This window comes from Amycolatopsis sp. NBC_01480 (genome assembly GCF_036227205.1).
Taxonomy (GTDB): domain Bacteria; phylum Actinomycetota; class Actinomycetes; order Mycobacteriales; family Pseudonocardiaceae; genus Amycolatopsis.
Window position 1 is genome coordinate 9772142 of sequence record NZ_CP109442.1, and the last position, 14450, is coordinate 9786591.

Annotated in this window: 10 protein-coding genes and 2 pseudogenes; 7 read left to right on the top strand and 5 right to left on the bottom strand. The window is 72.2% G+C overall.

Features of this window, described 5'->3' with window-relative positions; all coding sequences use genetic code 11:
- Positions 1-7: 7 nt before the first annotated feature.
- The 3 genes and pseudogenes from OG371_RS45555 (at position 8) to OG371_RS45565 (ending at position 2049) form a co-directional block, all read left to right on the top strand.
- Positions 8-881 (top strand): annotated as a pseudogene (locus OG371_RS45555) (IS5 family transposase).
- A 64-nt stretch (positions 882-945) separates the two neighbouring features.
- Complete coding sequence (locus OG371_RS45560) at positions 946-1242, top strand: alpha/beta hydrolase family protein (protein ID WP_329063694.1); 297 nt, start codon at positions 946-948, stop codon at positions 1240-1242.
- A gap of 48 nt (positions 1243-1290) precedes the next feature.
- A complete protein-coding gene (locus OG371_RS45565; protein ID WP_329063697.1) occupies positions 1291-2049 on the top strand; it encodes a DeoR/GlpR family DNA-binding transcription regulator in 759 nt (252 codons plus the stop codon).
- A 1-nt stretch (position 2050) separates the two neighbouring features.
- On the opposite strand, the gene OG371_RS45570 is transcribed toward OG371_RS45565, so the two are convergent.
- The 3 genes from OG371_RS45570 to OG371_RS45580 form a co-directional block, all read right to left on the bottom strand.
- Positions 2051-3730, bottom strand: coding sequence for a protein kinase domain-containing protein (locus tag OG371_RS45570; RefSeq protein WP_329063699.1), 1680 nt, complete (start codon positions 3728-3730; stop codon positions 2051-2053).
- 395 nt (positions 3731-4125) lie between these two features.
- Positions 4126-5964, bottom strand: a complete 1839-nt coding sequence (locus OG371_RS45575; protein WP_329063701.1) for an FUSC family protein — start codon at positions 5962-5964, stop codon at positions 4126-4128.
- Positions 5965-6059: 95 nt separating this feature from the next.
- Complete coding sequence (locus OG371_RS45580; protein WP_329063703.1) at positions 6060-9518, bottom strand: indolepyruvate ferredoxin oxidoreductase family protein; 3459 nt, start codon at positions 9516-9518, stop codon at positions 6060-6062.
- 154 nt (positions 9519-9672) lie between these two features.
- On the opposite strand from OG371_RS45580, the gene OG371_RS45585 reads away from it, so the two are divergent.
- Positions 9673-10113: an Lrp/AsnC family transcriptional regulator gene (locus OG371_RS45585; RefSeq protein ID WP_329063705.1), complete on the top strand. Its 441-nt coding sequence runs from the start codon at positions 9673-9675 to the stop codon at positions 10111-10113.
- Between the two features lie 102 nt (positions 10114-10215).
- Entirely contained in the window at positions 10216-10707 is a 492-nt protein-coding gene (locus OG371_RS45590; RefSeq protein ID WP_329063707.1) for a GNAT family N-acetyltransferase, read from the top strand.
- On the opposite strand, the pseudogene OG371_RS45595 reads toward OG371_RS45590, so the two are convergent.
- Positions 10682-11005 (bottom strand): annotated as a pseudogene (locus OG371_RS45595) (SMP-30/gluconolactonase/LRE family protein); the annotation flags it as partial. The gene OG371_RS45590 and the pseudogene OG371_RS45595 overlap by 26 nt on opposite strands.
- Before the next feature lie 31 nt (positions 11006-11036).
- Positions 11037-11969 carry a hypothetical protein gene (locus OG371_RS45600; RefSeq protein ID WP_329063709.1) on the bottom strand — a complete coding sequence of 311 codons (933 nt, stop codon included), beginning with the start codon at positions 11967-11969 and terminating at the stop codon, positions 11037-11039.
- Between the two features lie 142 nt (positions 11970-12111).
- Here OG371_RS45600 and OG371_RS45605 point away from each other — a divergent pair, with 142 nt between their 5' ends.
- On the top strand, positions 12112-13194 hold the full coding sequence (locus tag OG371_RS45605) for an IS630 family transposase (RefSeq protein ID WP_329059341.1): 1083 nt from the start codon (positions 12112-12114) through the stop codon (positions 13192-13194).
- 65 nt (positions 13195-13259) lie between these two features.
- Positions 13260-14411: an amidohydrolase gene (locus tag OG371_RS45610; protein ID WP_329063711.1), complete on the top strand. Its 1152-nt coding sequence runs from the start codon at positions 13260-13262 to the stop codon at positions 14409-14411.
- The last annotated feature ends 39 nt before the right edge of the window (positions 14412-14450 follow it).

Below are 14450 nucleotides of genomic sequence, written 5' to 3' on the forward strand. Positions count from 1 at the left end.
TCTGTAGGTGTTGCGCGCGGACGAGATTTCTGACGGGTTGTGGGCGTTGATCGCGCCGGTGTTGCCGGCGGGCGGGCATCAGGGACGCCCGTGGAATGACCATCGGTTGACGCTGGAAGGGATCGTCTGGCGCTATCGCACGGGATCTCCGTGGCGGGACGTCCCCGATCATTTCGGGGCGTGGCAGTCGGTCTGGGAGCGGCATCGCCGCTGGTCTGACGATGGAACGTATGTGCGGATGTTCGCCGCGGTGCGGGCGGCTGCTCCCGAGCGTGATGAACAGTTACGCAATCTGCTGTCGATCGATTCCACCATCGCTCGTGCGCATCAGCATTCGGCTGGCGCGCTGCACGATGCCCACGCAGGGGGCTCGATCGAATGACACGAATCTGGCCCGCGAACCAGCCGACCACGCGCTGGGCCGTTCCCGCGGTGGGATGAGCACCAAGATTCACGCACTGACCGACCGGTTCTGCTGTCCGTTGACGGTATTGCTCTCGCCCGGCCAGGCCGGTGACAACCCGTATCTCAAGCCGCTGCTGGCGGCGCATCGGCGAGGTGACACCGAGGCGTTCCGGTTGCTGGCGGACAAGGCGTACTCCCATCCCAGCACCCGCACTTACCTGCGGGCAAAGAAGATCGCCCACACGATCCCGGAGCGAACCGACCAGGAGAAACGCCGCAAGGCCAAGGGATCAGCCGGTGGACGACCACCCGCGTTCGACGCCGAGACCTACAAGGACCGCAACACCGTCGAACGCGGCTTCGGCCGACTCAAACAGTGGCGCGCTATCGCTACCCGCTACGACAAGTACGCCACCACCTACCTCGGCGGCCTCCTGCTCGCATGCACGCTCATCCACCACCGCGCCCGCAATTAGCAGACACGCTCTAGCCGACCCGGCCCGGCTGCGAGAAGACGCGCACGACAACACCGAAGAGGATTTGCGCGCGCTCGACGGCATCGCGGCCCAGTTCTTCGGGGAGGTCCCGCCTGCCTCGGCGGACCCGCTCCGGCTGGCCCGCCCGGGCGCGCCGCCGTTTCTGATCATGCACGGCGACGACGACCACCGCATCGGCCTGCGCCAGAGCGAACGGCTGCGCGACGGGCTGGCCGCGGCCGGCGTGCCCGCGTCGCTGATCGTCGTCCCGGGCGCCGACCACGCCGGTCCGGAGTTCTCCTCGCCCGAGCTGGTCGCGCAAGCGGTGCGGTTCCTCCGCGAGAGCTGGACTGGGCGTTAGCACACCGGGCGTGTGCGAACGACCATCCCGACGTGCGAAACTAAGCGCATGAGAAGTGCTGAACGCCGGCAGGTCATCGTCGAGCGGCTGCGGGGATCCGCGCAGGTGGCGGTGGCCGAGCTCGCGCAGGCGACCGGCGCGTCGGAGATGACCGTGCGGCGGGACCTCGACGTGCTGGCCGCACACGGCGTGCTGCGGCGGGTGCACGGCGGCGCCGTTCCGGTGGTGCCGACGGGGGTCGAGCCGCCATTCGACGCGCGGCTGGCCACCAGCGCCGACACCAAGCAGTCGATCGCCGCGCTGGTGGCGTCGATGATCTCCGACGGCGAAACCGTGCTCCTGGACAGCGGCACCACGGCGTTGGAGGTCGCGAAGTGGCTGCGCGACCGGCCGGTGACGGTGATGCCGCTATCGCTGCACGCCGCACTCGCACTCGTTGACGCGCCGAATGTTCGAATCCTGCTGCCCGGCGGCGAGCCGCGCCCCGGTGAGCTGGCGCTGGCCGGCCCCCTGGCGCTGGCGTCAATGCGGTCGCTGCGGTTCGACGTGGCCGTGCTCGGCGCTTGTGCCTTCAGCCTCGACGCGGGCCTGACCGCGTTCGACCTCAGCGACGCCGAGGTCAAGCAGCAGGCGCTCGCCGTTTCACGCCGGTCGATCCTCGCGGCGGACGGCTCGAAATGGGGCCACGCCGCCCTCGCGCACGTGTGCGCCGCGGGCGACCTCGGCGCCATCGTCACCGACGAGTCGGCCCCCGAAGAACAACGGCGCCAGCTGGCTGGGCTCGGCGTGCACGTGTACGTCGCCTGAGTCACTTGCCCGCGGGCAGCGCCGCCACGAGCAGCACGCCGCGATCCTGGTCGACCACGTACGCGCGGCTCCCGTCCGGCGCGAGCGCGACCGACGCCGAGTTGTCCGCCGTCACCGGCAGGGTGCCGCGTGCTTTGCCGGTCGCGACGTCGATGATCGTCAGCACGTTGCCCTCGCCGTGGGCGTAGGCGGTCTTGCCGTCCGGCGTGAAAGCGACGTTGACGGCCGGCTTGTCGAACGTGACGGACCCGGTGACGCTGTGCGAAGCGACGTCGACCAGATCCGCCTGGGGCCGGTCGGCTTCGGCGACGTATAGCTGCCGCCCGTCCGGGCTGTACGTCGGTGAGAAAGCCGCGCCGCCCAACGGAACGGTGGCCACGAGGTGCCCGTCGGCGCGGTCGAGCAGGACCAGGTTCGAGTCGTCGAAACTGGTCACGGCGAGGGTGGTCCCGTCCGGCGACAGTGCGACGAAACCCGGCGAGGTGACTGGGTACCGCCGGGTGACCACGCCGGCGCGCAGGTCGACCTCCACCACCAGCCCGTCGCGCTCCAACGCCGTGTAGCCGAATCGGCCGCCGGCGGAGATCGCCATCGAGTACGCGCGGGCCTGCAGCGGCACGGTCCGGCGGATGGTGGCCGTCGCGGGATCGATCTCCTGCAATCCCTGCGGCACAGCGATCCACACCGCGTCGCCGGAGGGCGTGAAGGCCACGCCGGACGGGTTGCCCGACATCGGAATCGTCGCGACGCGGGCGCTCGTGGCCGCATCGACGACGCTGACGGTGCCGCCACCCTCGTCCGCGACGTAGACCCGGCGCCCGTCCGGCGCCACGGCCAGCCCGAACGGCGCCTGTCCCACCGGAACGCTGCTGACGGTCCCAGCGGGCAGCGGCGGCAGGACCGCGAGCTTCGGCTTCGCGACCGGTGATCCCGCGGACGGCGTTCCGGAGGCCGACCCCGGCGCGACCGCCATGGCCGTACCCGCCAGTTGTGGTGAACGCCCGGCCACCGCGGCGGCCGTGATCCCGCCGCCCAGCACCAGCACCACGGCGACTACCGCGGCGACGCGAAGCCGACTGCGCCCGGACCCGCCAGCATTCTCAGGCCCGAAACCGCCTACCGGCGCGAATCCGTCCCTGCGGGTGGGCTGAAGTCCGCCAACCGGCGGCACCGCCCCGGGCCCGCCCACCGTCGGCGCCACGGTCCCAGCCAGTGCCGCCCGCACCGCCGCCGCAAGCGCACCCGCTGTGGCGTAACGGTTTTCGGGCCGTTTCGCCATCCCGGTAGCAACCACGGTGTCGAACCCAGGCGGCAGGAACGGGTGCTCGGCGGCGGGCCGGGGCGGCGGCTGGTCGAGGTGGGCGCGCATCGCTTCGGGCAAGCTGCCCGTGGCGAACGGCGGCCGGCCGGTGAGGCAGGTGTAGAACAGGCACGCCAGCGAGTAGACGTCGGCGCGGTGGTCGACCGGGCCGCTCTCGAACTGTTCGGGCGCCATGTAGTCCGGCGTCCCGGTGACCCGGGAGCCGCCGGTCGCGGTGAGGTCCGGCCGGCTCGCGATGCCGAAGTCGAACAGGTACACGAAATCGTCGTCGAGCACGCGCACATTGGACGGTTTGAGGTCGCGGTGCACGAGCCCGTCGGCGTGGGCCAGGTCGAGCACGCCGGCCAGCTGCTCCACCACCGCGGCCGCGCGCGGGCGGCAGCGGCCCGTCTTCAGTGAGCACAGTGGACAGATCCCGGCCGCCGACCAGCTCCATGTCGAGGTACAGCCGCCCGTCGACCTCGCCGTAGCGGTGGATGGGCACCACGTGCGGGCCGCGCAGCGCCGCGGCGAGCGTCGACTCACGGCGGAACCGCGCCCGGAACGCCGGGTCGAGCGCGAGCCCGGAGGGCAGCAGCTTGAGCGCGACGAGCCGGTCGTCGTGCTCGGTGTCGCGCGCCCGCCAGACCTCGCCCATGCCGCCGGCGCCGATCATCGACTCGAGCGCGTACGGGCCCAGGTGGACCGTTCCCTCTTCCGTCACAGATCAACAGTAAGCACCGGAGCCGGGACCGGTCCCCGCTGGCAGGAACCGGCTAAGCCGAAGGGGCGAGCACCGGCCGCGCGTGCTGCACCCGCAGGACGTCGGCGAGGATCAGGTCCGCCACCAGGCGCTGCTCGTCGTCCGCCGGGTCCGGGAGGGCAGGCGGCACACTCCCGTCGGCCAGTGCCCGGGCGGCGCCTTCGGCGAACGCGGCCAGCTCGGCCGAGCCGCCGCGCAGCATGGCACCCGCGGACGACGCGAGCCCGCGCAGCCCGTCGGCCGCCTCGTCGAGGGCCTCGCGCTGGGCGTCGTCAGGGTTACGGCTGCCCGCTTCCGGGCTGAGCAGGTCCTGGTGCGTGCGCGCGGCGGCGCGGAACCGCAGGCCCAGCTCCCGCTGCGCCGGTGGCTCGCCGCGCAGCCGGGACGCGACGGTGGCGAGCAGCTCGCCCATCGCGGCCGTGGCGTCGGCGAACCGCTGCGCCACCGACGGCTTCGGCACCCCGGGCACGGCGGCGAAGCCGAACAGCAGGCCGATCACCACGGCCAGCAGCACCAGCAGGAGGTACTCCAGGAGCACCGACACCGCGTCGAGATGCCGCGTGGTCGCGTTCACCCCGACGCTCATCAGCACGATGCACCCGTTGAACACCATGGGTTTCGTCTGCATGAACGGGAATCCGGCGAGCAGCGCGACGAGCCCGATCGGCAGCAGCGCGGAATGCGGCAGCAGCCACAGCACCAGCGCGAGCACCACGGCGCCGGCCACCGCGCCCGCGCACCGCTGCCAGGCCTTCGACAGGGTGTCGCGCCACTCCGGCTGCATGATCGCGTACGTGGTCATCAGGAACGACACGGTGAGCGGGTCGCCGGGCCGCAGGCTCGCCACGATCACCGCGACCAGCATGCCCAGCGCGCACCGGACCGCGTGCCGCAGCTGGGCCGAGCGCCACGACAGCGCGCCCGCCGCCTCGTGCCGCACGGCCTCCTCGACGAGGTGGCGCGGGAAGTCCACAGTGGACTCGTCCCGGACGGCGACCGCCGCGTGCACGGCCTCGATCGCGGCCCACAGCTCGTCGATCAGCCGGCGCGTCTCGCCCGGCAGCTCCACGGCCGGCTCGACGCGGGTGACCGGGGCGAGTTCGGCCGGGGCGTTCTTCTCGCGGACGGCTTCGGCGATCCGCGCCAGCTCCTCCTTGGCCGCGGCGAGCACGGCCGTGACCGCTTCGGCCGGTTCCGGGTCCAGCGCGCGGAGCCGGTCGCCCAGCACCGCGGCGGTGCCGTGGGCGCGCAGGCCCGCGCCGAGCACCCGGGCCTGCCACCTGCGCGGCCGGTCGGCCAGCCAGAGCCGGGTCACGCGCTCGGCGCTGTCGGAATCCGGGCCGGCCAGCGCGTCGGCGAGCGCGGCGCGGGTCGGCTTGCCCGGGTCGCCGAGGCCCATCAGCAGCCGCAGCACGAACACGACGGCCACCGCGAGCGCGGGCGCCCCGATGATCTGCGCGGTGCTCGCCGAGCCGGTCAGCTGGAAGCCGTAGCCGAACACCGACGCCATGCCCAGGCCGAGCCCGACCGTCACGAACCGCTGGCCCAGCGCCGGCAGCAGCGCGGACACGAACACCACCAGCACCAGCAGCGCCACCGCGGCCACCACCGAGACCTGGCCGAGCAGCCGCGGCCCGGCCGCGCCGATGATCACCGCGGGCGCGAACGCCGCCAGCAGCCGCAGGTCGGGCCGCAGCGGTCCGCCGTTCGCCGCGATGAAGCAGAAGAGGGCGGTCAGCCCAGCCAGGATCATCGTCCTGCCGAGCCCGACGGCCGCGCCGATCCCGGCCGTCCCGCCGACCACCACCAGAATGACGACGAGCATCCCGCCGCCGCGCGCCAGAGCGTTCACCCGCACCTCACCGTCGTCGATCTTCGCGAGGAGCCTCGCACCTGCGCCGCCGGTGCGCCACAGCGGGGCCTGAGTCCTTTGTGGACCCCAGCGGCTCAGGCGGTGATCGACTCCAGCAGCTGCGCCGCGCGCTCCCGGAACCGCGCCACGGCGGCCAGCTTGATGTCCTCGTACCCGCGGACGGTGTCGGGCAGCGCGGCCAGCTCCGTGACGGCCTCGGCGGTCTTCTCGTCCAGGTGGGCCAGCGCGCGGTCGACGAGGTGCTGGTACTCCCCCGGCAGCGCGCGCTCGACGCGGCGGACGCGGGCGTAGCCGAACACGTCGGCCTTCGTGCCGCGCAGCCGTCGCGCGCCCCGCAGGGCCCGGAAGGTGACCGTGGCCGTGCGGCCACGCAGGCGGATCTTGCGCTTCATGCCCATCGCGCGCAGCACCGGCGGGTGCAGCAGCACGGCGACGTCCGCATCGGCGCCGAACTCCGCGTCCCGGCGGGCCTGCTCCACCGGGTCGAGGTGCAGCCGCGCGACCTCGTATTCGTCCTTGTACGCCAGCAGTTTGTGCAGGCCCTTCGCGAACGTGGTGCCGATCCGCGCGCCCGTCTCCGCGTCCGTGCGCCCGGTCGCTTCGACGGCGACCCGGCGGACCTCGGCGGCGTACCGGCGGGCCAGCGCCTCGTCCTGGAAGCCGATCAGGTCCGCGACCCGCGGCGCCAGCACGGCCTCCAGGTCCCCGGAGGCAATCGACGCGGCCACGGCGCCGACCTCGACCGGCGCCATCACCGGCGCGGCCACCGCTTCCCGGACGGCGGCCGCGTCGAGCACCGCGGCGCGGCCCCAGCGGAACGCGGCCAGGGTCTTCTCGACGGCCGTGCCGTTGAGCCGGATCGCGGCTTCGATGGCGTCGGCCGAGATCGGCAAAGCACCGTGCTGATAGGCGGCGCCGATCAGCAGCATGTTGGCCGGCATGTGGTCGCCGAACAGCGTTTCGGACAGCTGGTTCGCGTCCAGCGGCAGCAGGTCCGCGGTGACGGCGGCGATCTGCTCCAGCGCGTCGTCCGGCGAGCCCGGCAGGACCACGCGGTGGGTGACCATCGCGGCTGTCGGCACCACCGCGGTGTTCACCACGGCGACCGTGTGGCCGGCGCGCGCGGTGGCGAGGTTGCCAGCGTCGGCGGCGCCGAGCAGGTCGAAGCCCACCAGCACGTCGACCGTGGCCCGCGACGCGCGCAGCGAGCCGACCAGCGGGGTCTTGGAGATCCGGACGTCGGACACGACCGGGCCGCCCTTCTGCGCCAGCCCGGTCTGCTCCAGCCCGGCCGCGAACCGGCCGTCCAGGTGCGCGGCCATCTGCAGCACCTGCGAGATCGTGACCACGCCGGTGCCGCCGACCCCAGGCATCCGCAGCAGCACACTGTCCACTTCGGACAGCCGAGGTGCCGGATCGGCCAGCGCCACCGGCAGTTCCGGCACCTCGCGCCGCCGCGGCGCGCCCGGCGTCACGAGCAGGAACGACGGGCAGTCGCCCTTGAGGCAGGTGAAGTCGCTGTTGCAGGAGGACTGGTGGATCCGCGTCTTGGGGCCGAATTCCGACTCGACCGGCCGGACCGAAAGGCAGGTGGACACGTCGCCGCAGTCACCGCAGCCCTCGCAGACGCGCTCGTTCACCACCACCCGCTCGGCCGGCGAGGGCAGCTGGCCGCGCTTACGCAGCCGCCGTTCCTCGGCCGCGCACCGGTCGTCGTGGATCAGCACGGTGACGCCCTCGGTCGCGGCCAGCTCGGCCTCGACCTCGGTGAAATCGTCGCGGTGGCGCACGGAGGCGATCGGGTCCAGCGCGATGCCGCGGTAGTCCGCCGGGCTGTCCGTGGTGATCACGATCCGGCGCACGCCCTCGACGGCCAGCAGCCGCGTGATCGAGGGGACGTCCATCCGGCCTTCGGCGCGCTGCCCGCCGGTCATCGCGACGGCGTCGTTGTAGAGCAGCTTGTACGTCATGGTCACGCCGCCCGCCACGGCCGCGCGGATCGCGAGCGAGCCGGAGTGGTGGAACGTGCCGTCGCCGAGGTTCTGCACGAAGTGCGGGTCGTCGGTGAACGGCGCGAGCCCGAGCCACTGCGCGCCCTCGCCGCCCATCTGCGTGAGGCCGACCTGGTGGCCGCGGCCCGCGCCGTCGATCGCCACCATGGCGTGGCAGCCGATGCCGACGCCCACCAGCGTGTCGTCCGAGGTGCGCGTGGAGACGTTGTGCGGGCAGCCGGAGCAGAAGAACGGCGTGCGCGGCGCGGTCGCGGTCGGCAGGGCGATCCGCGCGGGCCGCGGCGGCGCGATCGCGCTCAGGTGCACGGTCGACGCGCGCGGCAGCCGGTCCGGTCCGACGACGGTCTCGATCCGCTTCGCGAGCGCGCGGGCGACGTCCTCGGCACCGAGCTGGCCGCGCGCGGTGAGCAGCGGGCGGCCGTTCTCGTCGCGGCGGCCGACGATGTTCGGCGCGCCGGGCCGCCGGTAGAGCGCCTCCTTCAGGTGCCCTTCGAGGAACGGCACCTTGTCCTCGACCACGAGCACCTCGTCGAGGCCCTCGGTGAGCTCCGCGAGCGCGTCGGCGTCGATCGGGTAAGGCATGGCCAGGCGGATCAGCCGCAGCCCGAGCGCGTCCATCGCGGCCTCGTCGAGCCCCAGGTCCTGCACCGCCCGCTGCAGCACGGCGTACCCGGTGCCCGACGCGAGCACGCCCAGCTTCGGCGCGCGGGCGGAGAAGGTGACGCGGTTCAGGCCGGTCTCCCGGGCGTACGTGCGGGCCAGGTCGAGGCGCCGGGTGAGCTGGTCGTGCTCGGCGTCCACCGCCGGGGCGCCGACCAGCGCGGGCCCGGTCGGGCGCTGCGTCTCCGGCGGCATCGGGATGCCGTGGCGCAGCGCGCCGACGTCGATGGTGGCCGACGCGTCGGCGATGTCCGCCACGATCTTCAGCCCGGTCCACAGCCCGCTCGCCCGCGAGAGCGCGACCGCGTGCAGGCCGAACTCGATGATCTCCGGCACGCTGCCCGGCGCGAGCAGCGGCATCACCAGGCTCTGCGCCATCGGCTCGCACGAGCTGGGCACGGTGGAGGACTTGCACGCCGGGTCGTCGCCGATCCACGCCACCGCCCCGCCGAGGCTGGCCGTGCCCGCGAGGTTGCCGTGGCGGATGGCGTCGGCCGCGCGGTCGAGGCCAGGGTTCTTGCCGTACCAGAAGCCGGTGACCCCGGCGTGGCGCCGGCCGGGCACGTTGCCGAGCAGCTGCGTGCCGACGACCGCGGTGGCGGCCAGCTCCTCGTTCACCCCGGGGCGGAACACCACGCCGGCCGGGTCGAGGAACCGCTTCGCCCGCCCCAGCTCCTGGTCGAGCCCGCCCAGCGGCGAGCCCTGGTAGCCGGAGATGAACGCGCGGGTGTCGAGGCCGCGTGCCTGGTCGAGCTGCCGCTGCTCCAGCACCAGCCGGACGAGCGCCTGCACCCCGGACATCAGTGCCCGCCCGTGGTCGGCGACGTACTTGTCGTCCAGCGATACCGATTCCGTGAGCACGGCGGCGCTCCTCTCGCGCGGGGGACCCTGTGGGGTGGCACACAGCAGAACCGACACCTTCTCACGGTGCAAGATCCGTGTTCACTCCACCGGGTGGCACGCAACTATGTAACGTGGTTCGGCAGTCACAGTCGATTTCTTGCGCGGAGGCACCATGAGCGCCGTAGACGACATCGACCTGCGGCTGATCGGCTTCCTCAAGCTGGACGGCCGCCGGTCGTACGCCGACATGGCGGCCGAGGTCGGCCTCTCGCTGCCCGCGGTGAAGCGCCGCGTGGACCGCCTCCAGGCGTCCGGCGTGATCACCGGCTTCACCGCGAACGTGGACTACACGAAGCTCGGCTGGAGCATCGAGGCGTTCACCGAGCTGCGCTACACCGGCCGCACCCGCCCCCCGGACATCGAACGGCTCGCCGTCGACCTCCCCGAGGTCCAGGCCGTCTACCTGATCGCGGGCGACCCGGACGCCCTGTGCCACATCCGCGCGAAGGACGTGACGCACCTGCGCGCGGTGATCGACGCGATCCGCAGCTCGGGCGGGGTGATGGGCACCAAGACGTTCATCACCCTCGGCAGCTCGACCGAACCGGCCTGACCTGGCTGGCTTGATCGGCGGCGCGCGGGTCGCGGTGCCGTGTAGGGCGTTATACACAAAATCCCCTTGCCCGGCCCCGCTTTCCCAGGTGATCGTGGAGGCATGACGGTCATCCGGGAACTCACGGTGGACGACTGGCCCGACTGGCGGGCGCTGCGGCTGACCGCGCTCGGCGAGGCGCCGCACGCGTTCGGTGCGCGGCTGGCGGAGTGGCAGGGCGAGGGAGACACCGAGGCCCGCTGGCGGCAGCGGCTGATCGACCGGCCGTTCAACGTGCTGGCCGAGGTCGAGGGGCGCGCGGCGGGGATGGCCAGCGGCACCGTGCCCGACGAGGACGCCACGGTGAGCCTGCATTCGATGTACGTGGCGGCTTCCGCGCGCGGGCACGGCGTCGGCGACGCGTTGATCGAGGCCGTCGCGGGGTGGGCGCTGCGCTGCGAGGCCCGGCGGCTGCGGCTGGAGGTGTTCGACGACAACGAGGCCGCCATCGCGCTCTACCGGCGGCACGGGTTCACCCCCGCGGGCACCGTCCGGTACCCGCGGCTCGCGCTGGAGATGGTCCGCGAGGTCAGGCACCCGTCACGTTCGGCATGATCGAATAAACGGAAGTGGTGGCGCACACGAACAAGAGGGTGCGCTTCGGCCCGCCGAACACCAGGTTCGCCACCGGCTCCGGCACGCCGAGGCCGCCCAGCAGCGTGCCGTCCGGGGCGAAGCAGTCGACGCCGCCACCGGTGGCCGCCCAGAGCCGGCCCTCGTCGTCGAGGCGGAGGCCGTCGAAATTGCCCTGGCGGCAGCGCGCCAGCTCGTCGCCGCCGGTGAGGGTGCCCCGCGACGTGACGCCGAAAGCGCGGATGTGCCCCCGCTGGGTGTCCACAATGTACAGTTGCGAGCCGTCGAGCGAGGGGCGGAACGACGAGCGACTACTGCTGCGGCTGGGAAAGGCCCAGGAACTGCTGCTGCTCCCGGTCGTAGCGCTGGGTGAGCCCGTTGCCGTAGCGGTCCCACCAGTTCGCGGTGTGGCCGCCCTGGTGCGTGGTCGTGCCGCCGTACACCTGCTGGTCGTAGTCGATCCGGGCGTCGTGGAACTGCTGCTGGAACTGCTGCGGCGTGAGGCCCTGGATCTGCTGCACCGCGGCCGGGTCGAGGGTCCGCGCGCTCTGCACGATGTCCGCGCCGCCCATGTGGTTCAGGATCGCGCGGACGCCGCCCGCGCCCCGCATGTGCGCGCCGGACATGACCGCGGCCTGCGTGCCGGGGTCGGTGAAGTTCAGCGCGCCGGCCTGGCGGGCGTTGTTGGTCATCAGGTCCGCGACGACGGCGTGCTCCTCGGGGCTGCCGATGCCGTACTGCTGCCGCGCGGCCATGATCTGGTCGTAGCCGTTGTGCATGTTCTGCCGGAAGCCGTAGGCCTCGGGCACCCCGCCCTGCTCGCCGGTCGCGCCCTCGGACTGCATGATCGAGTCGACGACGCGGGAGTCGAGCTGTGCCGGCGCGGCGGCCGGGGCGGCGGCGCCCCCACCGGCCGGTGTCGTGGCCTGCGCGCTCTGGGTCCCGCCCCCGAAGCCCTCGGCGACCGCGCTGTCCGCGTCGGTGTAGCCGTTGGCCGCGGTCTGGACCTTGCCGTTCACCTCGCCGATCAGGCTGACCAGCTTGCCCAGCGCGGAGCCGATCTGCGACTGGAGCGTGGTGTTCGCGGCGGCGACCCCGCTGCCGATGCCGGCGAACGACAGCGCGTCGATCACCAGCGTCTCCAGGTCGCGGGTCGCCGAGAGGGCGGAGGCGCCGATGCCCTCCACGTTCTTCACGATCGACGACACCTCGGCCGGCAACACCCGGTAAGTCCCCGCTGTCATGGCTGCTCCGTCCCGGTTCGCCCGTCGTTGTCAGGACCGAGAATTCCCCACCGCAAACCTCACGCCCACGGTCGAATTACCCACTAGTGTCGTGTGATGCTGTTTAGTTTACGTGTGGTCTACTTGTCGGATGGAGTTGACGGTGGACGAGCGTGCTGAGTTGCGGGCGCTGGTGAACAGTTCGGACGTGCCGGCGTCGGTGGCGACGCGGGCGCGGATCGTGTTGTGGTGGGCGGAGGGGCGGCAGAAGCAGGAGATCGCGGCGTTGGCGGGGGTGTCGCGGCCGACGGTGAATTTCTGGTTGTCCCGCTATGGCACCGAAGGGATCGCGGGGTTGCTGGAGCGGCCGCGTGGGGCTGGCCGGGAGCAGGTTCCAGCGTCGATCCGGGCCCGGATCCTGGCGGCCACGCGCACCAGTCCGCCTGGTGAGTTGGGGTTGTCGCACTGGTCGAGCCGGGAGATGGCCGTGTTCATCACGCGCACTGAGGGGGTGTCGGTGTCGCATCATTACGTGGCGAAGCTGTGGCGCGAGAACGGGTTGAAGCCGCATCGTCAGGGCACGTTCAAGATCAGCAAGGACCCGGCCTTCGCCGAGAAGGTCGCTGACATCGTCGGGCTGTATCTCGACCCGCCGGGCGGGGCCGTGGTGCTCTCGATCGACGAGAAGACCCAGATCCAGGCCTTGGACCGCACTCAGCCGCTGCTGCCGATCGAGTTCGACGCGAGCGAGAAACGCACCCACGACTACGTCCGGCACGGCACCACGAACCTGTTCGCCGCACTCAACGTGAGCACCGGAGAGGTGTTCGGCGAGTGCACCCCCACCCGCAACGGTGCCGACTTCCTCGCCTTCCTCAAGAAGGCGGTGAAACCTCACGCGGGCACCGAGATCCACGTCGTCCTGGACAACCTGTCCACCCACACCACGCCCGACGTCATGGCGTGGCTGGAGAAAAACCCGCACGTGCGCTTCCACTTCACCCCCAAAGGTTCCTCCTGGCTCAACCAGATCGAAACCTGGTTCAGCATCGCCACCCGCCAGTCCATCCGCCGCGGCACCTTCACCAGCGTCAAAGTCCTGATCAAGCAGATCCGCGACTACATCATCCACTGGAACACCGACGCCACACCGTTCACCTGGACCGCCACCACCGAGGACATCCTCGCCAAAGTCCGCCTCGTCCAAGCCAACATCAAGAAACTCGTCGACAACAACACTAAGTAAAGCCAACAGAATCACGAGACACTAGTCGCGGTCAAAACGGCCCACGCGTGGGTATGTAGCCGCGCATGGAGCCCGACGAAGCCCGCCACGAGCGGGTGGACCAGGAGATCGAGCGGCTGGACGAACGTCTGTGGTCGCTCGCCGGAGAGCTGCACGCAGACCCGGAGCCGGCTGGTGAAGAGCACAACGCGGCGAAACGGCTGACCGCCGAGCTGGCGGCCGAGGGGTTCGACGTCAGACGCGGCGTCGCTGGTTTGCCGACAGCGTTCACTGCGCGTTATGGCGTCGGCCGGCCGTGCGTCGCGCTGCTCCTGGCGTACGACGCGCAGCCCGGCCTGGGCCACGCACGCGGGCACAACCTCGTCGCGGCGGCCGGGCTCGGCGCGGCGCTGGCCGCGCGCCGGGTGCTGGCCGACGATCCCGGGTCGCTGCTGGTCGTCGGGTGCCCGGCGGACGAGACGGCACCAGCGCGGGCCGGCGTGTTCGACGAGGCCGACGCGGCGCTGGTGTTCCACCCGGGCGCGCACTCGTGGTCATGGACCCCGCTGGCGGCGCGGACCGAGGTGCACATGACCTTCCACGGCCGCGCCGCCGGCCTGGCCGCCCCGGAGCCGGGCATCGACGCGGTCGCCGCGCTGGTCCAGGCGTTCACCGCGGTGGCGGCCCTGCGCTCGCGGCTGCCCGCGGGCGCGCGCGTGCAAGGCATCGTCACCCGCGGCGGCGAGGCCACCGACGTCGTGCCGGACCTGGCCGAAGGCCGGTTCGGGCTGCACGCGCGCACCACGGCGGAACTCGACCGGCTGACCGCCGACGTGACCGCGTGCGCCGAGGGGGCGGCGCTGGCCACCGGCGCGAAGGCCGTCGTCGAACAGCTGGACGCCAGCTCGCACTTCTGCGACAACCCGGTGCTGTCCGACCGGTTCAGCCAGCACCTCGCCGCGTGCGGGATCTACTCGACCCCGCCGGACCCCGGGGTCTTCACGGGCAGTTCGGGGATCGGCGAGGTGAGCATCCGGGTGCCGTCGATCCGGCCGCTGATCGCGATCCTCGACCCGGCACACGCCGATCGCCCGCACGAATTCGCCGCCGCCGCGGCGTCCCCGCGCGGGCGCGCCGTCCTGCTCGCGGCGGCCGCGGCCCTCGGCCGGACAGCGGTGGACCTGCTGGCCCATCCGGCCCTGGTTTTCCAGGCCTGGAAAGCTCGTGAGTGTTCATGACGGTTCTAACCGTCATGAACACTCACGAGTCCTAGGATC